The organism is Streptomyces sp. NPDC050842, from assembly GCF_044456565.1.
Lineage (GTDB): Bacteria > Actinomycetota > Actinomycetes > Streptomycetales > Streptomycetaceae > Streptomyces.
The window spans coordinates 1-23213 of record NZ_JBITGA010000005.1 but is presented as its reverse complement, the minus strand read 5'-3'; the positions used below and the strand labels follow the sequence as shown (position 1 = coordinate 23213).

General features: G+C 74.1%; 15 protein-coding genes. 8 read left to right on the top strand and 7 right to left on the bottom strand.

The window, feature by feature from the left end; genetic code table 11:
• Window positions 1–8 precede the first annotated feature (8 nt).
• A complete protein-coding gene (locus ACIBG6_RS16990; RefSeq protein ID WP_399223396.1) occupies window positions 9–1229 on the top strand; it encodes a M23 family metallopeptidase in 1221 nt (406 codons plus the stop codon).
• Between the two features lie 66 nt (window positions 1230–1295).
• Window positions 1296–2243, top strand: coding sequence for an aldo/keto reductase (locus ACIBG6_RS16985; RefSeq protein ID WP_399223395.1), 948 nt, complete (start codon window positions 1296–1298; stop codon window positions 2241–2243).
• Window positions 2244–2249: 6 nt separating this feature from the next.
• Here the strand turns inward: ACIBG6_RS16985 and ACIBG6_RS16980 are convergent, their stop codons facing one another.
• The 4 genes from ACIBG6_RS16980 to ACIBG6_RS16965 all read right to left on the bottom strand — a co-directional run bounded on the left by ACIBG6_RS16980 (window position 2250) and on the right by ACIBG6_RS16965 (window position 7388).
• Window positions 2250–3614 carry a PrsW family intramembrane metalloprotease gene (locus ACIBG6_RS16980; protein WP_399223394.1) on the bottom strand — a complete coding sequence of 455 codons (1365 nt, stop codon included), beginning with the start codon at window positions 3612–3614 and terminating at the stop codon, window positions 2250–2252.
• 69 nt (window positions 3615–3683) lie between these two features.
• A complete protein-coding gene (trmB, locus tag ACIBG6_RS16975) occupies window positions 3684–4478 on the bottom strand; it encodes a tRNA (guanosine(46)-N7)-methyltransferase TrmB (RefSeq protein WP_399223393.1) in 795 nt (264 codons plus the stop codon).
• Window positions 4479–4580: 102 nt separating this feature from the next.
• Window positions 4581–5765 carry an L-2-hydroxyglutarate oxidase gene (gene lhgO, locus ACIBG6_RS16970; RefSeq protein ID WP_399223392.1) on the bottom strand — a complete coding sequence of 395 codons (1185 nt, stop codon included), beginning with the start codon at window positions 5763–5765 and terminating at the stop codon, window positions 4581–4583.
• Between the two features lie 174 nt (window positions 5766–5939).
• Window positions 5940–7388, bottom strand: coding sequence for an MFS transporter (locus ACIBG6_RS16965; protein ID WP_399223391.1), 1449 nt, complete (start codon window positions 7386–7388; stop codon window positions 5940–5942).
• 572 nt (window positions 7389–7960) lie between these two features.
• Here ACIBG6_RS16965 and ACIBG6_RS16960 point away from each other — a divergent pair.
• From ACIBG6_RS16960 to ACIBG6_RS16950, 3 genes are all read left to right on the top strand, one after another.
• Window positions 7961–10261 carry an asparagine synthase-related protein gene (locus ACIBG6_RS16960; protein WP_399224000.1) on the top strand — a complete coding sequence of 767 codons (2301 nt, stop codon included), beginning with the start codon at window positions 7961–7963 and terminating at the stop codon, window positions 10259–10261.
• A gap of 37 nt (window positions 10262–10298) precedes the next feature.
• Entirely contained in the window at window positions 10299–10853 is a 555-nt protein-coding gene (locus ACIBG6_RS16955; RefSeq protein WP_399223390.1) for a Uma2 family endonuclease, read from the top strand.
• 72 nt (window positions 10854–10925) lie between these two features.
• Window positions 10926–14198 carry an ATP-binding protein gene (locus ACIBG6_RS16950; RefSeq protein ID WP_399223389.1) on the top strand — a complete coding sequence of 1091 codons (3273 nt, stop codon included), beginning with the start codon at window positions 10926–10928 and terminating at the stop codon, window positions 14196–14198.
• Here the strand turns inward: ACIBG6_RS16950 and ACIBG6_RS16945 are convergent.
• Both ACIBG6_RS16945 and ACIBG6_RS16940 read right to left on the bottom strand, forming a co-directional pair.
• The gene (locus ACIBG6_RS16945) at window positions 14185–16332 is read right to left on the bottom strand and encodes a sigma-70 family RNA polymerase sigma factor (RefSeq protein WP_399223388.1); all 2148 of its coding nucleotides are present in this window, start codon (window positions 16330–16332) and stop codon (window positions 14185–14187) included. The genes ACIBG6_RS16950 and ACIBG6_RS16945 overlap by 14 nt on opposite strands.
• A gap of 220 nt (window positions 16333–16552) precedes the next feature.
• Window positions 16553–17320, bottom strand: a complete 768-nt coding sequence (locus tag ACIBG6_RS16940) for a TetR/AcrR family transcriptional regulator (RefSeq protein WP_399223387.1) — start codon at window positions 17318–17320, stop codon at window positions 16553–16555.
• Between the two features lie 353 nt (window positions 17321–17673).
• On the opposite strand from ACIBG6_RS16940, the gene ACIBG6_RS16935 reads away from it, so the two are divergent.
• Window positions 17674–19038 carry an NAD(P)/FAD-dependent oxidoreductase gene (locus ACIBG6_RS16935; RefSeq protein WP_399223386.1) on the top strand — a complete coding sequence of 455 codons (1365 nt, stop codon included), beginning with the start codon at window positions 17674–17676 and terminating at the stop codon, window positions 19036–19038.
• Window positions 19039–19144: 106 nt separating this feature from the next.
• On the top strand, window positions 19145–20791 hold the full coding sequence (locus ACIBG6_RS16930; RefSeq protein ID WP_399223385.1) for a SpoIIE family protein phosphatase: 1647 nt from the start codon (window positions 19145–19147) through the stop codon (window positions 20789–20791).
• Here ACIBG6_RS16930 and ACIBG6_RS16925 read toward each other — a convergent pair.
• A complete protein-coding gene (locus tag ACIBG6_RS16925) occupies window positions 20788–22062 on the bottom strand; it encodes an MFS transporter (RefSeq protein WP_399223384.1) in 1275 nt (424 codons plus the stop codon). The genes ACIBG6_RS16930 and ACIBG6_RS16925 overlap by 4 nt on opposite strands.
• Window positions 22063–22216: 154 nt before the next feature.
• Here ACIBG6_RS16925 and ACIBG6_RS16920 point away from each other — a divergent pair, with 154 nt between their 5' ends.
• On the top strand, window positions 22217–22783 hold the full coding sequence (locus ACIBG6_RS16920; RefSeq protein ID WP_399223383.1) for a MarR family winged helix-turn-helix transcriptional regulator: 567 nt from the start codon (window positions 22217–22219) through the stop codon (window positions 22781–22783).
• The last annotated feature ends 430 nt before the right edge of the window (window positions 22784–23213 follow it).

Below are 23213 nucleotides of genomic sequence, written 5' to 3'. Positions count from 1 at the left end.
GCGCCTTCGTGGCGTCCAACACTCCCGCACCCGAAGCCCCCTTCGATGCCTTCGGTGGTGGTGCGGGTCCTGCCGCTCCGGACACCGAGTGGAACCCCACCGAGGGAACCCTCCGCGCCGAGAGCCGCTCCGGCGGCCGGCACCGGGTCGTCAAGCAGCGCTCCAACTTCGCCCGTTCCTCCACCGTCCTCGGCGTCGGCGTCATCGCGGCCGTCGGTGCGGGCGGCCTCGCCACCGCGCAGGAGAAGCCGCCGGTCGCGATATCGCTCCCGGACCTCCCGGACCTCGCCGACCTGAACCTCCCGGCCGCCGAGGACCTCCCCGGTGTCGGCGAGCTGTTCGCCGACGACGCGGACGACGCCGACCAGCGCATCCAGGACACCATCGACCGGACCGGCGGCAACCCGAACCCGCTCACCGCCGCCACGTACGTCACCCCGGCCGGCGAGAAGGCGGACGGCACCGCCGCGACCGCCCGGACCACCCAGGCCGGTTACACCACGCAGACCGGGACCGCCGAGACCACCGCGACGGCCACCGCCGCCGGCACGGCCGACGCGGGCGAGATCCTGCGCGCCCGCATCCTCCAGCAGGCCGAGCAGCAGCAGGCCTCCGCCGACGCCGCCGAGAAGCTCGCCGCCGAGAAGGCCGCGGCCGAGAAGGCGGCGGCCGAGGCCGCGGCCAAGGCAGAGGCGGCGGAGAAGGCGGCCGCCGAGGCGAAGGCCAAGGCCGAAGCGGAAGCCAAGGCCAAGGCGGAGGCGGAAGCGAAGGCGGAGGCCGAGCGGAAGGCCGCGGAGGCCGAGGCCGAGCGCCTCGCCCAGCTCGCCGCCAGCTACTCGATGCCCCTCTCCTCGTACTCCGTCAGCGCCACCTACATGCAGTCCGGCTCGATGTGGTCCTCCGGCTACCACACCGGTCTCGACTTCGCCGCCCCCACGGGCACCCCGCTCAAGGCCGTCCACAGCGGCACGGTCAAGTCGGCGGGCTGGTCCGGCTCCTACGGCTACCGGGTCGTCCTGGAGCTGGAGGACGGCACCGAGGTCTGGTACGCGCACCTCTCCTCCATGACGGTCGGCGCGGGTCAGACCGTGACCACCGGCGAGACGATCGGCCGCGTCGGCGCCACCGGCAACGTCACCGGCGCCCACCTCCACATGGAGGTCCACACCTCCGGCGGCGACGGCATCGACCCGGCGGCCTGGCTCCGCTCCAAGGGCCTGCCGATCTGATCCCGCCTGCCGATCTGATCCGCCCAGCGCGGAATAGGCCCGGCGGCGCGGAGGGTTGACGAACCCATGACTTCTCTCCGCACGCTGGGCTCTTCCGATCTGCACGTCTTCCCGCTCGCCCTGGGCGGCAACGTCTTCGGCTGGACCGCCGACGAGGCACAGTCCTTCGCCGTCCTCGACGCCTACGCCGCCGCCGGCGGAAACTTCGTCGACACCGCGGACATGTACTCCGCCTGGGCCGAGGGCAACGAGGGCGGCGAGTCCGAGACCGTCATCGGCCGCTGGCTCGCCTCCCGCGGCAACCGCGACGACATCGTCGTCGCCACCAAGGTCGGCGCCCACCCCCGCTTCAAGGGGCTCTCCGCCACCACCATCAAGGCGGGCGTGGAGGAATCGCTGCGCCGCCTCGGCACCGACCGCATCGACCTCTACTACACGCACTTCGACGACGAGTCGGTCCCGGTCGAGGAGATCGTCACCGCCCTCGACCAGCTCGTGAAGGACGGCACGGTGCGGGCCGTCGCCGCCTCCAACATCTCCCCGGAGCGGCTGCGCGCCTCCCTCGACTTCGCGGAGGCCGAGGGCCTCGCCCGGTACGTCGCGCTCCAGCCGCACTACAACCTGGTCTCGCGCGACACCTACGAGGGTCCGCTCCTGGAGACCGTCGAGAGCGCCGGGCTCGCCGCCGTCCCGTACTTCGGGCTCGCCTCCGGTTTCCTCACCGGCAAGTACCGCCCCGGTGCCACCGTCGACAGCGTCCGCGCCTCCGGGGCCGGCGAACACCTGGACACCGAGCGGGGCCGGGCCGTGCTCTCCGCGCTCGACGCGGTCGCCGAGGCCCACGAGGCCGAGCTCGCCACCGTCGCCCTCGCCTGGCTGGCCTCCCGGCCGACCGTCGCCGCGCCGATCGCCTCGGCCCGTACGGTCGAGCAGCTCCCGGCCCTGGTGGCGTCCGCGGACCTCACCCTGACGGAGGCCGACCTGACGCTCCTGACGAAGGCCTCGGCAGTCTGATTCCGCCTAACTGCGGTAGGGGTTGTAGCCGCCGTAGTCCAGATACTGCGGCGGCGCCCACACCCGGCCGGTCGCCCGCGCCGCGTACGTGAGCGCGGGGGAGGCGACCGCCCGGCGCTGCCAGAGGTGGTGCAGGAGCTCCTGCTCCCGCGCCGGGAAATCGGGTCCGGCCGTGCCGCGCCGGGCCCGGTCCCGCAGGAACGCGAGGGTCGTCGCGAAGGACTCGTACTCGCCGACGGCCCGCGCCGCCGGAGCGCCGTACGTCCGGGCGGCGAAGGCGCGCGCCACCTGGCGGGCGCGCATCGAGGAGAGGGCGAGCGGCTCGGCGGGGGAGAGCCAGCCGGCCGCCGCGTACGCCGGGAGCGTCCCGGATATCGTGCGCAGCTCGCGCTGCCGGCTCCACACGGCAAGCCAGGTCAGCAGGCCGAAGGCGGGGACCATGAAGCAGGCGTACACCACGTAGAAGGCGAGGGGTCCGCCGAAGGTGGCGGCGCCGTTCCAGGCGGCGTGCATGCCCATGGCGAGCAGCAGTCCGGTGATCGGCAGCAGCACCCGCCGGACCCGCTTCCCGCGCGGTGCGAGCGCGGCGAGGCCGAAGCCGATGCCGGTGAGCACGGTGAAGAGCGGATGCGCGAACGGCGACATCACGACCCGTACGAAGAAGGTTCCGGCGGTCACCGAGCCGATGCCGGAGGAGCCGAACTCCTGGTCCTCCCCGAAGGCGTTGCCGAGGTAGAGGATGTTCTCGGTGAAGGCGAAGCCGGTCGCGGTGAAACCGGCGGCGACGACCCCGTCGACGAGTCCGCCGAAGTGCCGTCGGCGGAAGAGGAACAGCAGCAGGATCGCGGCGGCCTTCGCGGTCTCCTCCACGACCGGCGCGATCACCGTGGCGCCGAGGGTGTCCGCCGAGTCCGGGTCGGCGGTGGCCGTCGCGATCCAGCGGACCGCGAAGGTGTTCGCCAGGATCGCGACGAGCGCGGCGGCGAAGGCGCCCCACGCGAAGGCGAAGAGCAGGTTCTTCCAGGGGCCCGGCTCGACCCGGTCGAGCCAGCGGAACGCGGCCATGAGCAGCGGTACGGGGAACACGGCGAGGCCCAGGCCGACGAGGAAGCCCTGGGTGCCGGTCTGCTCGCGGACCAGCGCCAGGATGAACAGGGCGCAGGTCGCGAGCACGGTGATCACGACGACGGCCCGGAACAGCCGGCTGCGCCAGAAGGCGCGGCGGGGCCGGTAGCGCCACTGGGACCGGTCGGCGGCGGCCGGGAAGGCCGGCTCGTCGGTGTCCCGGTGCGGGACGGCTGCGGCTGCCGCTGCGGCTGCCGCTGCGGCTTCGGCTGCTGCTTCGGCTTCGGCGGGGACGGGGTTCGACACGTGAGCGACCCTAACGACCCCCACCGACACCGGGCGAAGGAGTGACGTACTCCCTGTCACTTCTTCCTGTCACTTCCTCCGGAAGAGGAGATCGTGCACGACGTGCCCCTTGTCCAGGCCCTGCCCCTCGAAGCGGGTGACGGGCCGGAAGTCCGGGCGGGGCGAGAAGCCGCCGTCGGCGCGGGTGTTCTCGAAGTCGGGATGCGCGGAGAGGACCTCCAGCATCTGCTCGGCGTACGACTCCCAGTCGGTGGCGCAGTGCAGCACGCCGCCGGGCTTGAGCCGGGTCGCGAGCAGGCTGAGGAACTCGGGCTGGATCAGGCGCCGCTTGTGGTGGCGGGCCTTGGGCCACGGGTCCGGGAAGTAGACGCGGCAGCCGTCGAGGGCGTCCTTCTCGATCATCTCGCGGAGCAGGATGATCGCGTCGCCGTTGGCCACCCGGACGTTGGTCAGACCGTTCCGGTCGGCGAGGCCGAGGAGGTTGCCCTGGCCGGGGGTGTGGACGTCCACGGCGAGGATGCCGGTGCCGGGGTCGGCGGCGGCCATCTGCGCGGTCGCCTCGCCCATGCCGAAGCCGATCTCCAGGACGACCGGAAGCCCGTCGAACATCTCGCCGAGATCGAGGACCCGCTTGCCGTCGATGTCGAGGCCCCAGTCGGGCCACCGCTTGAGCATGGCCTCGGCCTGCCCGTACGTGACGCGGCTGCGGCGCGGCTGGAAGCTCCGGATCCGCCGCTCGTGATGAGCCCCGGCGGGATCGGGCAGGGGCCCCTCACCGGGGGCGAACATCCGACTGCCCCGCCGCGCGACGGGCTGGACGGGTTCGGCGGCGGACTGCGGGCTGTTCTCTGGCTGCTCGGACACAATGTCCGATTCTACGATCGCACCGCACATGGTGAGGGCGGCGCGAAGCTGCCGCCTCGGGGGGCCGGGGGCGGAGCCCCGGAAAGAAGACCACCCGCGGAGCTACAACCGCGCCAGCGCCCGCCGGGCCACCTCCCGCCCGATCGGCAGCGACGCCGTCGCCGCCGGCGAAGGCGCGTTCAGCACGTGCACCGTCCGCGCCGCCTCCCGGATCAGGAAGTCGTCGACCAGCGTCCCGTCCCGCAGCACCGCCTGCGCCCGCACCCCCGGCGCCGCGCGCCGCAGGTCGGACTCCTCCACCACCGGCAGCAGTCTCCGTACCGCCTCCGTGAAGGCCCGCTTCGACAGCGAGCGTCGCAGCTCACCCGCCCCGTACCGCCAGTGGTCGCGGGCTATCGCCCACGATCCGGGCCAGGCCAGCGTGGCGGCCAGCTCGCGCGGGCGGACGACGGACCAGCCGTATCCCTCGCGGGCGAGCGCCGGCACCGCGTTCGGCCCGATGTGGACGCCGCCGTCGATGCCCCGGGTCAGATGCACCCCGAGGAACGGGAACGCCGGATCCGGCACGGGATAGACCAGCCCCCGCACGAGCGAGGGGTCCGCCAGCTCGTAGTACTCGCCACGGAAGGGGACGATCCGCATCCCCGGATCGTCGCCCGCGAGCCGCGCGATCCGGTCGCAGTGCAGCCCGGCGCAGTTCACGAGGACCCGTGCCCGCACGATCCGCCCGTCCGCCGTCCGCACGGCGACGCCCCACGGCCGCCGGTCGATGACGGTGACCTCGGCCCCGTACAGGATCCGCGCCCCCGAGGCCTCCGCGAGCCGCTCGGCGACGGCCGTGTAGTCGCAGATGCCGGTCGTGCCGACGTGGATCGCGGCCAGCCCCCGCACCCGCGGTTCGTACTCGCTGATCTGGGCCGGTCCGAGCTCCCGCACCGGGATGCCGTTCTCCCTGCCGCGCTGCACGAGCGCGTGCAGCCGGGGCAGCTCGTCGCGCGAGGTGGCGACGACCAGCTTCCCCGTCACCTCGTACGGAATGCCCCACTCCGCGCAGAACTTGACCATTTCGGCCGCGCCCTCGACCGCGTACCGCGCCTTGAGCGAGCCGGGCCGGTAGTAGATCCCGCTGTGGATCACCCCGCTGTTCCGGCCGGTCTGGTGCCGCGCGGGGGCGTGCTCCTTCTCCAGGACCGTGACCCGCGTGCCGGGGGCGGCGCGCGTCAGGGCGTACGCCGTCGACAGACCGACGATCCCGCCGCCGATCACCAGCACGTCACAGTCAAACACCGGCGCCACCTGTCACCTCCCACCCCCGATAGTGCACTGGCCCACTGACAATCCCGCGAAACCTCGCGAGAGCGCACGAGACGCAGGTCACGTGGATCGGGTCCTGCCCGGCGGATCAGGACCGGACAGGCCGGACAGACCCCAGGCCGGGGCCGGACGTCGCCGGGCCGGACGTCACACCGGCGCGACCAGCAGCGGACGCGCCCGCTCCCGCAGCTCCATGACGCGCGGCTCGTCCCCGTACGGTTCGAGCCGGTGCAGCAGATCCCGTACGTACTCGGTGGTCCGCGCCGAGGAGATCCGCCCCGCCACCTCCACCGCGCGCGTGCCCGCCGCGCAGGCCGCGTCCAGATTGCCGGACTCCAGCTCGGCGACGGCGGAGACGACGAGCCGCAGCCCGTGCGAGCGGACGAACTCCTCGGTCGGCCGGGACAGCGCCTGCTCGGTGAAGCGGCGCACCTCGCGGGGTGCCTTCAGGTCCCGGTAGCACTCGGCGGCGTCGGCGCAGAACCGGTCGTACGAGTAGAAGCCCAGCCACGTCGGGTCGGCGTCGCCCGCCCGGGACCGCTCCAGCCACCCCTCGGCGGCCTTCAGCGTGGCCGCGGCGGCCGGCCCGTCGCCGGCCTTGGCGTGCGCGCGGGCCTCGACGAGCCGGAAGAAGGACATGGTGCGGGCGGTGGCGAGCCCGCGGTTCCGCTCGAGCGCGGCCTGGGCGAGGTCGACGCCCTCGTCGGCGAAGCCCCGGTAGGTGGCCTGGAGGGACATGGAGGCGAGGACGTACCCGCCGAGGGGAACGTCGGCGGCGGCGCGGGCGAGCCGCAGGGCCTGGATGTAGTAGCGCTGGGCGGCCTCCTGCTGGCCGGTGTCGAAGGCCATCCAGCCGGCCAGGCGCGTGAGCTCGGCGGTCGCCCCGAAGAGGGCGCGGCCGACCTCGTCCGAGTACGAGCCGAGCAGCAGCGGTGCCGCGTCCACGCGTAAGCACTCGGGCACCATCGACGAACGCCAGTCCCCGCCGCCGTACTTGGAGTCCCAGCGCCGCGCGTCCTCGGCGGCCTCGCGGAGCTTGGCGACGTCGCTGTGGCCCACGCGCGCGTGCTCCGCGGCGGCCGTGGCGGCGGAGCCTGTGATCTCCCCTGAGCGGGGCGCCTCGCGCTCCACCGACGGGTCGGCGGGGGTTATCAGCCAGCGGGACGCGGGTGTCGCGTAGGCGCTCACGGCGAAGGAGCCGGCCAGCGACTGCCAGATGCCGCCACCGCCGGCCCGCCGCCCGGCGAGATCCAGCCGGTACAGGTCGGTCGCCGAGCGGACCGCCTCGCCCACGTCGCGCGGGAAGGCGAGCCCCACCTCGGGCGCCGGGTCGGCGTCCGCGAGCCCGATCTCGTGCAGCGGCACGGGCCGGCCGAGCTTCTGGCCGATCGCGGCGGCGATCAGGTGCGGGGCGGCGCCCTGCGGCACCATGCCCTTCGACACCCACCGGGCGACCGAGGTCTTGTCGTAACGAAGCGTCAGACCCCGTTGTGCGCCGAGGTCGTTGACGCGCCGGGCCAGCCCGGCGTTGCTGATTCCCGCGAGGGCGAGAACCGTGCCGAGCTTTTCGTTCGGCCCGCGTTGCTCCCTGGACATGACGCCACCCCTCGACAACACAGACGGCCGCCACGACGCCGGGCATAGGCGTGCGGCATTCGTAAACACAGCGTAGTTCGCCGCATCCCTACCGTTAAGGGGCGGTGTTCCGGATGGCGAGATTGTTGTGTGAACGGTCGGCGCCGAGGGTCGCCGGCCCGCCCCGTGCTCCCGCCGTGTGGCCGTGCGCCCGGCCGTGCGCTCTCCTCCGGCCGGTGCGGGGAGCGCTTCCATGGTCGGTGCGTGGGTCGGCCCGCTCGGCCGGGAACGGTGTCCCGGACCAGTGGGCTGGGGGACACCGCCGCTCTGCTCCCCGCGGGCGGCGGACGGCGCCGGGAGGCGGGATCGCCTCCCGGGCTGCCGGTGACGCATGAGGGCCGGCGGTGCGCCGGGCAGAGCCCGGACGCCTTCGGGGCCCTCCGGGGAGGGTCGATATTTGGCCGAATGACGCCGGTTCCCAACTGGCCCATGCCAGGGGCGCATTCGGCTTTCGTACGCGTGCGCCCGGACTCCGCCCCGTGCGCCGTTGTCGTGGCAGCATGGCCTCCACCGAAACGGACGTGGAGGCGCCGATGCGATGGCTGGTGGGCTGGAGCAGTGTCGCCGCGAGCTTCGCAACGACCGCGGGGGCGCGGGCGGGAGCGGTGAACGGCGGCTACGACTCCACGAGGGGCTACGACTCCGGCGCGTCCGGCTACGGCTCCACGACGGGCTACGACTCCGGCGCGACCGGCTCCCCGAGCGCCGGCTCCACGAGCTCCGGCTACGCAAGCCCCGGCTACGCAAGCTCCGGCTACGCGAGCGCCGGCTACACGAGCCCCGGAACGGCGGCGTCCGAGGGACGCACGGTGCAACCGGTGGGCGCGCAACTCCTCTGGGGCGACCCCGATCCCCTCTGGGCGGTCGGCGACTGGCGCCCCGACGAGGTGCGGGTGGTGGCCGTCGACGACCACACCCGCCTCGCCGTGCTCGGCTGCTGCGCCGCCACCGACGAGGAGCTGCGAGTCGGCCTGCTCACCGCGCGCGGGGGCGCACTGCGGCATCTGACGGCGTGGCCGGGCAGCTATACCGCCGTCGTCAAGGCCGGCCGCCGCGTCACCGTCACCGGTGATCTCGCGGGTGCCCGGCCGGTGTTCCACACCCCGTGGGCCGGCGGTACCGCCTTCGCGACCGCCGCCCTGCCCCTCGCCGACCTCGTCGAGGCCCAGCTCGACATCGGCCACCTCGGCGCCCTGCTCGCCTGCCCCGAGACCCCGGAGGCGCTCCGCGACTCCACCCCGTACGAGGGCGTGCGGCGGGTGCCGCCCGGCCACGCGCTGATCCTGCGGGAGGGTTCGCGGGAGATCGCCGGGTACGAGACGGTGGCCTCGCTCGCGGTCGCGGCGGCCGAGACCGACGCCCGGCAGGCCGTCGAAGGGGTACGGGACGCCCTGGTCGAGGCCGTCAGGGCCCGGCTCACCGCGCCCCGGCACGCGCCCGAGGCCCCGCTGCCCGACCCGGGTCCGGTCCCCGGGATGGGGCCCGCCGACCGGCGCGCGGCCCGGGGCGGCGGCCCGGCGGCCGGCATCGGCGCCGACCTGTCCGGCGGCAGCGCCTCCGGCACGATCGCGCTCCTCGCGGCGGGGCTGCCGGGCCGGCCGGGCACGATCCTCGGCCACGGCACGGGCGCGGGGGAGCGGCTGCTCGCGGTCACCTTCAACGACCTGGCGACCCGCGCCGGTTCGGGCCGCGAGGACGAACTGAAACGGGCCGGGGAGCTCGCGGCCGACCCCCGCCTGCACCACGTGGTCGTCGCGGCGGGCGAGGAGGCGCTCCCGTACGCGGCCCTGGACGGGCCCCTCACCGACGAGCCGGGTCCGGCCCTGGTCACGGCGGAACGCCACCGAAGGCGCCTCGCGGGAGGCAGCGCCGACCACTTCACGGGCATGGGCGCCAAGCAGGTCCTGGACGCGCACCCGGCGCGCCTCGCCGACCTCCTGATGGACCGCAGGCGCCGCTCGCTGGTGCGCCCGGTGGCGGCGCTCGCCAAGGCGACGGGCGCGTCGGCGGGGGCGCTCCTGGTACCGCTGACCGTGTACCGGGCGGCGCGGAAGCTGGCCCGTACCCCGTACCGCACCGGTCTGGAGGCGGCGGCGCGCCGGGTCCAGGAGGCGAACCGCACGCCCCCCGACGGCTTCGGCCCCCTGGAGGCCTCGCTCTCCGCGCTCACCTGGTCGAGGCCGGGCCCCGCGGCGCGCTGGATGACGGGGGAGGCGCTGGCTGAAGTATCGGTTCGCCTGAACCGCGCGGCGACGCTCCCCACCTCCGTCCAGCGCCCGGGCGAGGCACGCGCGCGTGCCGCCCTCGCCCGCGCCGCGGCCGACCACCGGGTCCTGGAACAGGCCGCCGAGATCCGCGGCCAGCGCCTCCACGCCCCGTTCCTCGACAACCAGGTGGTACGGGCCTGCCGCGCGCTCCCCGAATCACTCCGGGTCCAGCCGGACGCCCGAGCAGGCATCCTGCGCACGGTCCTCACGGGCGCCGGCGTCCACGACCTCCCCCCGGGCTGGGGCGCACCGCACCCGGCGGTCCCGGCCGCCGCCACACGCGCGGGCCTGCGTGCCGCGCTCCCCCACCTCCTGGCCCTCTTCGACGCCCCGCTGCTCGCGGACGCGGGCCTGATCGAGGCCCGCGTCGTCCGCGAGGCCCTGTGCGCGGCGGCCGACGGCGCCCCCGTCCCCCTGGACGGCCTCGCCGACCTGGTCTCCACCGAACTCTGGCTCCACCGCCTCCTCGCCCGCCGAGGCTCCTGCTGGACGAACACGACGGAGCCCCGCGCCCACCGAGCGGTCCAGGGCCCGCTGATCCCGGCATCGAGGTCCCTACCGGCGTGAGGCCCCCCGAAGGGGGAAGGAGGGGAAGGATGGGGCCATGACGACGGTGGAGCAGGTCTTCGACCTGTACAGCGCGCAGGAGCCCGAGGGCTGGCGGGTGGAGCTGGTCGAGGGAGAGGTCTGCCTGACGTCGGTCAACGACGGTCAGCACGCGGAGATCGTGGCGGACCTGCGTGACCAGCTGACGGTCCCCGACCCCGACCGGCGAGTCAGCGCGTACACCGGCATCGGGCTGCGAGTGCCGCCTGGTGGGCCCGGCGAACGGGCCGAGGGCCGCGTGGTCCCGGACCTCATCCTGGCCACAAGGGGCAGCTTCGGGAACGCACTCGTCTGGCAGACCCCTGACCCCGTCCTCCTCGTCGCCGAGGTGACCTCCCCCGTCACCGCGCACCGCGACCGCGTCCGGAAGGCCCGGGCCTACGCACGGGCCGGGATCCCCGTCTACCTGCTGATCGACCGCGAGGCGGGCGAGGCCGTCGTGCACTCCGAACCGTGCGGAGGCGGCTACGGCCACAAGTCCGTCCACAGGCTGGGGACACTCGTCCCGCTCCCGGCTCCCGTCCCCCGCACGCTGGAGACGACCGCACTCTGACGGCCGCACGCTCAGGGTCCCACCCGGGTAAACCCCGAGGCGCGCCCCGAGCCCACCGGACACAATGAGCCGGTGCGGTACCTCATCCTCGGCACCACCGAGGCCCTCGACCCCCGCGGCACCCCCCTTCCCCTCGGCGGCGCCCGCCTGCGCGCGCTCCTCGCCGCGCTCGCGCTGCGCGGCGGACGGGCCGCCTCCACCGCCGAGCTCGCCGACGACGTGTACGGGGACGACCCGCCGCAGGACGCGCCCGCCGCCCTCCAGGCCCTCGTCGGCCGGCTCCGCCGGGCCCTCGGCGCGGAGGCCGTCGTCTCGACGCCCGGTCCCGGCTACCGGCTCGTCGCCGGTCCCGACGACATCGACCTGTACGTCTTCGAGCGCCGCGTCAGGGACGCGGGCGCCCGCCTCGACGCCGGCGACCCCGACACCGCAGCCACCCTCCTCCGGGAGGCCCTGGCGCTCTTCCGGGGCCCCGCCCTCGCCGACCTCCCCGCCCCGGCGGGCGTCCGGCCCGAGGCCCAGCGGCTCGCGGCCCTGCGCCGCCGCGTCGAAGCCGACCTGCGCCGGGGCGCCACCGACGGACTCGTACCGGAGCTGACCGAGCTCACCACCACCTACCCGTACGACGAGGCCTTCCACGCCCACCTCATCCGCGCCCTGCGCGCCGAGGGCCGGCACGCCGACGCCCTCGCCGCGTACGAGTCGGCCCGCCGCACCCTCGCGGACGCCCTCGGCGCCGACCCGGGCCCCGAACTCACCGCCCTCCACCACGAACTCCTCGCGGCCACCCCCCAGCCCCAGCCCGGTACGGAGCCCCAGCCCGCTACACAGCACCAGCCCGCCGACGACCCCACCCCCGACGCCCCCACCCCCGGCAACATCCGCCCCCGCCTCACCTCCTTCGTCGGCCGCGAGCCCGAGATCGCCGCGCTCCAGGGCGACCTGACCCGCTCCCGCCTCGTGACCCTCACCGGGCCCGGCGGTTCCGGCAAGACCCGGCTCGCCGAGGTGGCCGCGCTGCGCGCCGTCGGCCCCGCCGCCTGGATCGCCGAACTCGCCCCGCTCGACGACCCCGAGGCGCTCCCCGGCGCCGTGCTCTCCGCGCTCCGCCTCCGCGAGATCAACCTGATCAGCCGCGACGGCCTGCCCCTCCAGGACGATCCGACCGCCCACCTCGTGGAGCACCTCGCCCGCCGCCCCCTGCTCCTCGTCCTCGACAACTGCGAGCACGTGATCGGCGCGGCCGCCGCCCTCGCCGAGACCCTCCTCACCCACTGCCCGCGGCTCCGCATCCTCGCCACCAGCCGCGAACCCCTCGGCGTCCCCGGCGAATCGGTCCGCCCCGTCGAGCCCCTCCCGCCCGACCCGGCCCACCGTCTCTTCGCCGAGCGCGCCCGCGCCGTACGCCCCTCCTTCGACCCGGCCGCCGACGCCGACACCGTCGACGAGATCTGCCGCCGCCTCGACGGCCTGCCGCTCGCCATCGAACTGGCCGCCGCCCGCCTCCGGCTGCTCACCCCGCGCCAGATCGCCGACCGCCTCGACGACCGGTTCCGGCTCCTCACCTCCGGCTCCCGCACGGTCCTGCCCCGCCAGCAGACCCTCCGCGCGGTCGTCGACTGGTCCTGGGACCTGCTCGAACCCGCCGAGCGCACCCTGCTCCGCCAGGTCTCCGTCTTCGCCGGCGGCTGGGACCTCGCCGCCGCCGAGGCACTCGCCCCCGGGGCGGCCGACACCCTCGGCGCGCTCGTCGACAAGTCGCTGGTCGTGGCCGCGCCCACCGACGAGGGCGAGATGCGCTACCGACTCCTGGAGACCATCCACGAGTACGCCGCCGAGCGGGCCGCCGAGACCCCCGCCCTCCTCGCCGCCACCGGCGCCGCCCACACCGCCCACTTCACGGCCCTCGCAGAGGAGGCCGAGCCGAAGCTGCGATCAGGGGAGCAGCTTCCCTGGATCGACCGGATCGAGCGGGACCTCGACAACATCCGCGCCGCGCTCCACCGCGTCCTCGCCGCCGCCCCCGACGAGGCCGCCGCCCATCGCCTGGTCTTCGCCATGGGCTGGTTCTGGTGGCTGCGCAACTACCGCCCGGAGGCCCTGGCCTGGGTCGACCGCGCGACCGCCCTCGGCGAGGACCCCGACGATCCGGCCGACCCCCGGTACTGGCCGCGCATGCATCTGCGCATGCTCCACTTCTTCCTCGCCGTCGAGAACCATTCGGCCGCCCACTACCGCGACGACCCCGACGCCCTCGCCCTGGTCGGCCGGGTACGCGCCGCGTTCGGCACCGAGCCGGGCCCCGAGGGCGCCCGCTTCCCGGGCATGCTCTGGCCGTTCACGGCGTACCTCACCGAGGAACCGGCGCGGATCCGCGCCCTGCTGGATGCCTCCGTCGCCAACTGCCGCCGCCACGGCGGCGACTGGGAGGTCGGCGTCAGCCTGATGTTCCGTACGCACCTCGTCGTCGACATGCCGGGCGGCATGTCCGGCGGCATCTCCGGCATCGACGAGGACCTGGCCGAACTCCGCTCCCTCTCCCGGCGGGTCGGCGACCGCTGGATGGGCGCCCAGATCGCGAGCGCCGCGGCCGAGGCCAACATGATGCGCGGCCGCCACGAGGAGGCGGGAGAGGCGTACGAGGAGGCCCTCGGCCTGGCCCGCGAGGTCGGCGCCCACGCCGAGACCCCGTTCCTCATCGCCCGCCTCGCCGAACTCTCCTACCGCGCCGGTGACATGGAGGCCGCCGCGAAGGGGCTCGAAGAGGCCTCACGGGAGGCCGAGCGCTACCACGTACGGGACACCGAGATGTTCGTGTGCTTCCTGGGCGCCGCCGTCGCCTTCCACCTCGGCGACGTCGAGGCGGCCCGCGCCCGGCTGGAGACCGCGGGCAGCCTGGTCGACACCGGCCCCGCTCCACCGCACTTCGCGGCGGTGCTGGCCGGACTCGGCGCTCGCGTCGAGGCGTACGAGGGCAGGGGCGCCGCCGCCGTGGCCTCCGCCGCCGAAGCGCTGCGCGCCGCGCGGGACGCCCAGTGCGCCGACCTCATCGTCGCGGCGCTCGGCGAGGGGCTCGCGGTCACCCTGGCCGAGGCGGACGAACCGGCCCTCGCGGTGACGGTCCTGGCCGCCGTCGACTCCTGGCGCCAGGAGCTGCCCCGCTCGGTCCCGGAGCTGCGGGAGGCCGAGGAGGTGACGGCGCGGGCGCTCGCCGCCCTCGGCCCGGCCTGCCTCGCCGCCGCCCGCGCCGCCGGCACGGGCCTCGGCCCCGACGACGTCCTGGCACTCGCCGCCGCCTACACCGGCACCGTCCCGGAGGGACCGGGGCCGGTCAGGAGCAGCTGATCCGGGACTGCGCCCAGTCGGCGACCGCGGCCCGGCCGAGGGGCGTGTGCTCCTCCACCACGAGCCGGATCGTGGAGCGGCCCGTGATGTCGACGTGCACCGGGAGCGGCGGGTCGCCCGCCCGGACCACGTCGGAGCGCCAGAGCCGCTCGCCGTCCCCGAAGACGGAGAAGCGGACGCCGGCCTGCGGGCCCAGCAGACCGCTGATGTCGTCGATGCCGACGACCGCGTCGTAGCCGGTGCACTGCCGGTTGAGATCGACGAACAGCGAGGACGGCGCGTGCACGCTCACCCCGTGGGCGTACCGGGCGCCGCCGATCGAGGGGCCGTTCCGCGGCCACATCCAGCTGCTGTCGGAGAGCGACACCTCGGGCTTGGTGCCGTCGCCGAAGATCCCGTACTCCAGCTCGTTGACCTGGTAGACGACGGGCGGCGCGGGCGGAGGCGGGGTCGGCTTCGGAGAGGTCTTCTCGGCGCTGGGCGTCGGCGCGGGCGTCGGTGTGGGCGTGGGAGTCGGCTTGGGACTCGGCGTCGGCGTCGGCTTCGGAGGCGGTGTGGGCGTCGGCGTCGGCGTGGGGCTCGGCTTCGGGGAGGGCTTCTCCGGGCTGGGCGTGGGCGTCGGGGTCGGCTTCGGCGTGGGCTTCGGCGGATCGGACGGTACGGGCGGAGGCGGCGGTACGGGCGCGGGCGTCGGCTTCGCCGCGGGAGCGGGCGCCGGCGGTACGACGGGGGTGACGACCGGCTGCGTGGGCTTGGGCGCGGCGACGGGCTGCGGGTCCCCGGCCATGGCCCAGACGAGCCCGGCGGCCGCGGCGACGGCCAGACCGGCCGCGATGCCGGCCTTCGCGGGCATGCCGAGCCCCTCGGCGGCGGCACCGCCCGAGGCCGCGCCCCCGGAGGCCCCGCCGGCCGTACCTCCCGGCGCGCCGGCGGCCGCGGCCGCCGCGCCCGCGCCGGCGGCACCGACCGCACCGCCCGCGACGACACCGGCGGCCTTGAGGGAGTACCCGGCGGCGAACCAGCCGATGACGGCGACCGGCAGCAGCGCGGGGATCCCGGCGTTGACATGGGCCAGCTCACCGGCGGCGAGCCGGCACTTGGCGCACTCCTCCAGGTGCTTGCGCAGGCCGCGCTCGGCCCGCATCCGCAGCCCGCCGCGCGCGTAGGCGCCGAGCCGGTCCGCGTACCGGGCGCAGTCGCCGCCCGAGGTGAGGGACTGGCTGACGTGGGCCTGGAGGTAGGCCTGCTTGAGGCCCTCGCGGGCCCGGCTGGCGAGCACGGCCGTGGCGTTGGCGGTCAGCCCGAAGAGCGGGGCGACGTCGCTCGGCGACTCCTCCTCGACGGTGGTGTGCCACAGCACGGCCTGCCAGCGCTCGGGCAGCGAGCGGAAGGCCTGCATCGCGAGCGACTGCTCGGCCTCGTGCATGGCCCGTACGTCGGCGCCGAGGTCCATCGTGTCTTGGTCGGAGACCTCGGAGGAGCGGGAGGCCTCCGCGGCGAACACGGCGAAGTCCTCGACGAGGTGCTCGCGCTTCTGCGTCCTGGCCCAGTTGGCCGCGACCCGCCGGACGGTGGTCATGAGGTAGGCGCGCACGGCCTGTTCGGGCCCGGCTCCGCCGCGTACCGCCTGGAGGGTGCGGGCGAAGACCTCGGCGGTGAGGTCGTCGGCGGTGTGCGCGTCGCGGCAGCAGGTGCGCGCGTACCGCCGGACGGCCTCGGAGTGGCGCCGGAACAGCTCCTCGTACGCGGAGTCGTCGCCGTCCCGCATGAGCTGGACGAGTTCGGCGTCGGAGGGCGGCAGTTCGAGGGGCGGCGGAAGGACACCGCCGGGTTCGTCGGCGGGATCGTCCCCGACCGGACCCGCCTCGGCGCCGACCGCCCCCGCGAAGACCCCGGCACCGGCACCGACCCCGGCACCGGCACCGACCCCGGCACTCACCCCGGCACCCGACTTGCCCTCGCGCTGCGGCGGAACGCTCGCTTCGACGGTCCCCGCCCCGCTCGGCGGCCCGCTCAAGGGCGCACCGGAGAGGCTTCCCGGGCCACCCTGGCTCGGCACCTGGCGGGGAGGCAGACCACCGGTCTCCGCGCCGCCGTCGCTGCCCAGCGGATCGTCCCGACCGTCACCGCTCATCGCGGAAGCCCCCGTACGCACGCCCAGACCCGAACACCGGCCAAGACTGCCACAGAGCGCGGGCACGCCGAAGCGGCGCGTCCACTTACCACTCGTCCGGGGCGACTTCCTGTATCCGGGCGTAACCGCTCACACGTTCGTGCGATGCTCGTTGGTCCGCCCGGAGCACAGGAACGCCCCGCACCACAGCAACATCCCGCACCACAAGGGCGCCCGGGCGCTACCGGGAGCGCAGACCCTCGAGCAGGATGTCGAGGAGCCGCGTCGAGGCCGCCGCCTGCTGCGCCGCGTCCGGCAGGGCCGGGGCCGCGGTGGCGATGACGAGCAGCACGTCGGCCACGGTCACGTCGGCCCGCAGCTCGCCCGCCTCACGCGCCCGGTCGACGAGCCGGCCGACGACGTCGAGCAGCTCCGCCGCCCCCGCGTCGTCCCGCTCCTCGGCCGGCACCGCGCGCGGCGCGATGACCCGCGCGTCGGGATCGGCGACACCCCGCTGGTACGGCACCCGGGCAGCGTCCTCCGCGGCGTCGGCGCCGACCGGCCCCGAAGGGTCGTCCACACCCACCCGCAGCACCTGCGGCGGCAGCAGCCGGCCCGCACCCGAGGCCACCGAGGTCCGCAGGAACCGCGAGAGCGCCGACCACGGCTCGTCCTCCTGGCCCAGCGCGGCCCGTGCCTGCTCGGTCAGCCGGGAGGTCTCCTCCTCGGCTATCCGCCGCACCAGCACGTCCTTGCTGGGGAAGCGCCGGTAGACGGTGCCGACACCCACCCGGGCGCGGCGCGCCACGTCCTCCATCGGCGCCCCGTAACCGAGCTCGCCGAAGACCTCGCGCGCGGCACGCAGCACGTGCTCCAGATTGCGCTGGGCGTCCACCCGCAGCGGCGCGGACCTGCCGCCCGCCAGCGGGGACACCGCCCCGGCACCCTGGCCGTCGTCGGCGGTCGCCGTCCCGACGACCGACTGCCACCGTGAATCCTGAATCTGCATAAGCGTTCCCCCGCTCATGATGTCTCCCCCCGGAGACTCCCCGCCCTGACACGGGGCTTCCGGTACGTGAGCGCTTCGGTCCACGCGCACCCGTCCGACACCCCGATGAACTACGAACATAGTTGAGTCCGGGTCAATTCAGAAGGGGGAGTTCCGTACGGTGCGCCCCCCGATCGGAGCAAGGCCCGGAAGACTCCCGATTCCGACCCCACGACCCACCCGTCACGCCCACTGTGACCTGCACCGTTCACCCCGCACCCCGCTCGCGCGCCACCCCGCGCCTCCGTACCCCTCCGGTCACACAATTTGTCAGGCCTGTGGACAAACAACGGACGGCGTTGCGTCATGGGACAGTGACGGAACCTGCGCGCATTCTCGTGGTCGGCGGTGGCTACGTCGGCATGTACACCGCGCTGCGCCTCCAGCGGCAGCTCCGGGCCGAGCTCAGAGCCGGCACCGTCGAGATCGTGGTGGTCACCCCCGATCCCTACATGACGTACCAGCCGTTCCTGCCCGAGGCCGCGGCCGGCTCCATCTCCCCGCGCCACGTGGTCGTCCCGCTCCGCCGGGTCCTCGACCGCTGCCGGATCCTCATCGGCGAGGTCGGCTCGATCGACCACGCCAAGCGGACCGCGACCCTCTCCACCCTCGCCACCGAGGAGGAGGGCACCGGCGCCATCGAGCTCGCCTACGACGAGCTGGTGCTCGCCCCCGGCTCCGTCTCCCGCACCCTCCCGGTCCCCGGCCTCGCCGACCACGGCATCGGCTTCAAGACCGTCGAGGAGGCCATCGGCCTGCGCAATCACGTCATCGAGCAGATGGACATCGCCTCCTCCACCCGTGACCCGGCGCTCCGCGACGCCGCCCTCACCTTCGTCTTCGTCGGCGGCGGCTACGCGGGCGTGGAGGCCCTCGGCGAGCTGGAGGACATGGCCCGCTACACGTCGCGGTACTACCACAACGTCAAGCCCGAGGACCTGAAATGGGTCCTCGTCGAAGCCTCGGACCGGATCCTCCCCGAGGTCGGCGAGGCCATGGGCAAGTACGCCATCCGCGAGCTCCGCGGCCGCAACATCGACGTCCGTCTGGAGACCCGCCTCGAATCCTGCGAGGACCGGGTCGCCGTCCTCAGCGACGGCACCCGCCTGCCCACCCGTACCGTCGTCTGGACCGCCGGAGTCAAGCCCGCCCCCGTCCTCGCCGCCTCCGACCTGCCCCTGAACGGACGCGGCCGGCTCCGCTGCACCGCCCACCTCGCCGTCGAAGGCGTCGAGCACGCCTGGGCGGCGGGCGACGCGGCCGCCGTCCCCGACGTCACCTCCGGAGAACCCGGCAAGGAATGCGCCCCCAACGCCCAGCACGCCGTCCGCCAGGCCAAGGCCCTCGCCGAGAACGTCGCCGCCTCCCTGAGCGGCCGCCCGCTCAGGGAGTACGCGCACTCCTACGCGGGGTCCGTCGCCTCCCTCGGCCTCCACAAGGGAGTGGCCCACGTCTACGGACGTAAACTCAAGGGCTACCCGGCCTGGTTCATGCACCGCGCCTACCACCTCAGCCGGGTCCCGACCTTCAACCGCAAGGCCCGCGTCCTCGCCGAATGGACCCTTTCCGGGCTGTTCAAGCGGGAAATCGTCTCTCTCGGCTCGCTGGAACACCCGCGCGCCGAATTCGAACTCGCCGCCGCACCGCCACCCGACCACGGCGACAAGCCGTCGTCCTGACATCACTGTCAGTGCACTCGTCCACACTGGACGTGTGACCATAGGTGGGCTCACACCTGCACAGCGTGACTCTGCACGGCACCGACACCACGAGGCATACAGATCCGTGAACTTCACCCGTTGGAGCGCCCGGCTCCCCGGCACGCAGCGCCGCGCGGCGCGGGGGACCGAAGGCTCCGTGCCCGCCGCCCGCGGTGAGTACGCGCAGCAGCTCGAGCATGTGGCCGACGAAGCCGACCAGGCAGCCGACGTCCCCGCCCTGGAGGACTTCTCCGTACGGGAACTCCTCGGCCGGCTCCCCGGCCTGGTCGCCCTCGTGTACGGCCCGGAGCACCGCATCGCGTACGTCAACGACGCCTACGCCGCCGCCTTCGGCCCCCGCCCCGCGGGCGCCACCGTCGCCGACACCTGCCCCGAGGCCGAGGACCTCGGCCTGCTGCCCCTCATGGACCAGGTCCTGCGCAGCGGCAAGCCCCGCACGGTCAAGTCCCGCCGCACCCAGGACGGCGGCTCGTACACGGTCACGTGCCTGCCCGTCGACAGCCCCCAATTCGAGGGCGGAGTCCTCGTCCACGCCGCCGACGTCACCGACCACGCCGAGGCCGCCGAGCGCCTCCGCGCCAGCGAGCGCCGCCACCGCGAGACCGCCGTCACCCTCCAGCGCTCCCTGCTCCCGCAGGAGCTGGAGCAGCCCGACGACCTGCGGATCGCCGCCACCTACCAGCCCGGCGGCACGGACGCGGCCGTCGGCGGCGACTGGTACGACGTGATCACCCTCGGAGCGGGCCGCACCGCGCTCGTCATCGGCGACGTGATGGGCCGCGGCGTGCGCGCCGCCGCCGTCATGGGCCAGCTCCGCACCGCCGTCCGGGCATACGCCCGCCTGGACCTGCCCCCGCACGAGGTGCTCCAGCTCCTCGACGGCCTCGCCGCCGAGATCGACGCCAGCCAGATCGCCACCTGCGTCTACGCGATCCACGACCCCAGCGAAGGCAAGCTGGTGTACGCATCGGCCGGCCACCTCCCGATCCTCGTACGGGACGAGGACGGCACCGTGCGCCGCGCCGAAGACCCCACAGGCCCGCCCCTCGGCACCGGCGGCTGGCTGCACGCCTCGGGCTCCATCGCCCTGCCGCCCGGCTCCACCGCCGTCCTCTACACCGACGGCCTGGTCGAGCGCCGCCGCGAGGACATCGACGAGGGCGTCGCCGCCCTCGCCCGCGCCCTCTCCGGCGCCAGCGGCACCCCGCAGGTGGTCTGCGACCGGCTGCTCCGCGCCCTGGGCGTCACCGCCGAGCACGACGACGACGTGGCCGTCCTCGTCGTCCAGCACCCCTCCCGCCAGGGCGCGGACGCCGAGCTCTTCCACAACGCCGCCCTGGAACTGCTCGGCGGAGTGGAGGCCGCGCCCCGTGCGCGTGCCTTCGCCTCCGGCGTCCTGTCGTCCTGGCGCTTCCCGGTCGAGCTGCGCGACCTGGGCGTCCTCGCCACCAGCGAGCTCGTGGCGAACTCCCTCCAGCACGGCACGCCGCCGATGCGGCTGCGCCTCCGCCGCACGGACCGCCGACTGATCATCGAGGTCACGGACGGGGACGACCACCTGCCCCGCCGCCGCAGGGCGGAAACGGAAGACGAGGCGGGTCGCGGTATCTCGATCATCGCGACGATCGCCTCGTCCTGGGGGAGCCGCCGCACACCGGGCGGCGGCAAAGCGGTGTGGTGCGAGTTCGCCCTGCCGAACAAGAAGGGCTAGGCGGCGGCCTCCACCTTCTGTTCCGGCTGGTGCCGCGCCACGACCTTCGACGGCTTGGCGGCGGTGAGCGACGGCTGGTTCTGCTCGGGGGTCAGCTGCCGGCCGAGCCGGACCGCGAGGAACGTGATGCCGAGCGAGAAGAGCACGAAGGTCACGATGTACGGACCGTGCAGCGCGGCCCCCATGGGCCCGCCGACGGCCGGACCGACGGCCAGCGCGAGCTGCTTGACCAGGGCGAAGGCCGAGTTGTACTGCCCGACCATCGACTCCGGCGCCAGGTCGGCCACCAGCGGCGCCACGGTCGGCGACAGCATCGCCTCACCGAGCCCGAAGAGCGCGTACGTGGAGACGAACGCCGCGGTCGCCATGGCCTGGCTGCCGTGCCCGAGCCCCGCGTACCCGGCGATGAGCCACGCCACGGTCCAGATCAGACCGACGGCCGCGATCACCCGGGTCCGCTTGCGGCGCTCGACGAACTTCAGCACCAGGAACTGGGCGGCGACGATGACCGCCGTGTTGGCGGCCAGCGCGATCCCGAGCGTCGACGGCTCGATCCCGGCGGCCTCCGTGCCGTAGGCGGCGAGACCCGACTCGAACTGTCCGTAGCAGGCGAAGAAGAGGACGAAGCCGAGGACGCACAGCTGCACCATCGCCTTGTGCCCGAGCAGCGCGCGGACGCCGCCACCCTTGCCGCCCTCGGAGGGACGCGTCCCGCGGAACGCGGGGGAGCCCGGCATCCGGACGGTCCCCACGACCGCGGCGAGCACCAGGAACATCGCGGCCTCGATCGAGAACAGCAGGATGAAGCTGCCCGGCCGGCTCGTGTCGACGAGCAGGCCACCGATCAGACCACCGACACCGAGGCCGAGGTTCTGCAGGAAGAACTGCGTGGCGAAGGCCCGCGTCCGGCCCACCGGCGTCGAGCACCAGACGATCATCGTGGCGAGAGCCGGCTGGAGCACGGCCGTACCGGCACCCAGCAGCGCAGCGGCCGCCACGGCCGCCGGCACGCTCGACGCGAATCCCATGGCGACCGCACCCACGGCGGCCACGACGGACGCCACGAGCAGCACGGGCACCGGCCCGCGCCGGTCGATGGTCCGCCCGCTGAAGGGCAGCACCACGAGCGCGGCCATGGCGAAGACGGCGAGAACGATGCCCGCGGTCGCCGCGCCCAGATCCCGCACCTGGGCGACGTACACATAGAGGTACGGCACGGTGAAGCCGAGTCCGAACGCGCTCAGCGCGCTGCCTGCCTGAATACGGCGCATCGCAGCGCCCCTCGCCTTGGTCACACTCACCCACTTCGGTCGCAGGTTCAGAGGTGTAGCCCTGAACCCTGAAGACTTCAATACTAAAGTTCGATCCTTAACAGTACACACCGAAGGACTTCAACGCCAACGAGAGCCGTGGGATACTCGCCGCATGTCCGACACCCCCGAGCGGTCCGGCCCGCAGGCCCCCCAGGAACCGACCCTCGACGAGCAGATCGCCGCCTACCAGCGCGAGTACCGCGACCTCGACCCCCAGGTGGAGAAGGTCGTCTCGGCCCTCGGCCGGCTGAACCGCCGGATGAACGTGGCGTACGGCCGCCAGCTCGCCGAGCTCGGCATCAGCAATGCCGAGTGGGAGGTCCTCAAGACCCTGGTCCTCGCCGGAGCGCCCTACCGTCTGGGCCCGGGCGAGCTGGCCAAGCGACTGGGCCTCACCCCGGCGGCGATGACCCACCGCATCGACCGCATGGCCGGCGAGGGCCTGGTCACCCGCGACCGCGACGAGAACAACCGCGTCCGCGTCATCGTCGAGCTCACGGACGAGGGCCGCTCGAAGTGGCTGGAGGCCATGCACATGGCCACGGACTTCGAGGAGGACCTGCTCCAGGACCTCACGGCGGAGGAGAAGGGCGTCCTCGGCGAGGTGCTCATCCGCCTCCTGCGCCGCGTGGAGCTCACCCAGCCGGACGCCGGCGGCCGCCTCACGGACCTGGACTGACACCACCGCGCGCAGCCACCGGCCGGGGGTTGACACGCCCCCGCCGGATACGTAATGTTCTCCGAGTTGTCACGGAGCCGGAACGGTTCTTCGACAGCCACTCCCGCCGCTGATGCGGCACCTCTACTCAGCACGATCTCCCCACCGGGAAGAATTTCGGCATGCCGAAATTCAATTCGAAAGACTCGATTATGAGTTGACGGGGAAATCCGCTAGAGTTTGAGACGTCGGAACGGCCCAACAGCCGGAAAGACAAACCCCGCTGACTGGGGGTCAGACACCGAAAGGATCTGATAGAGTCGGAACCGCCGGAAGGGCCTGGAGCGAAAGCGAACGGGACCGGAAAGCACCGAGGAAATCGGATCGGAAAGATCTGATAGAGTCGGAAACGCAAGAACACGAAGTACCGAAGGGAAGCCCGGAGGAAAGC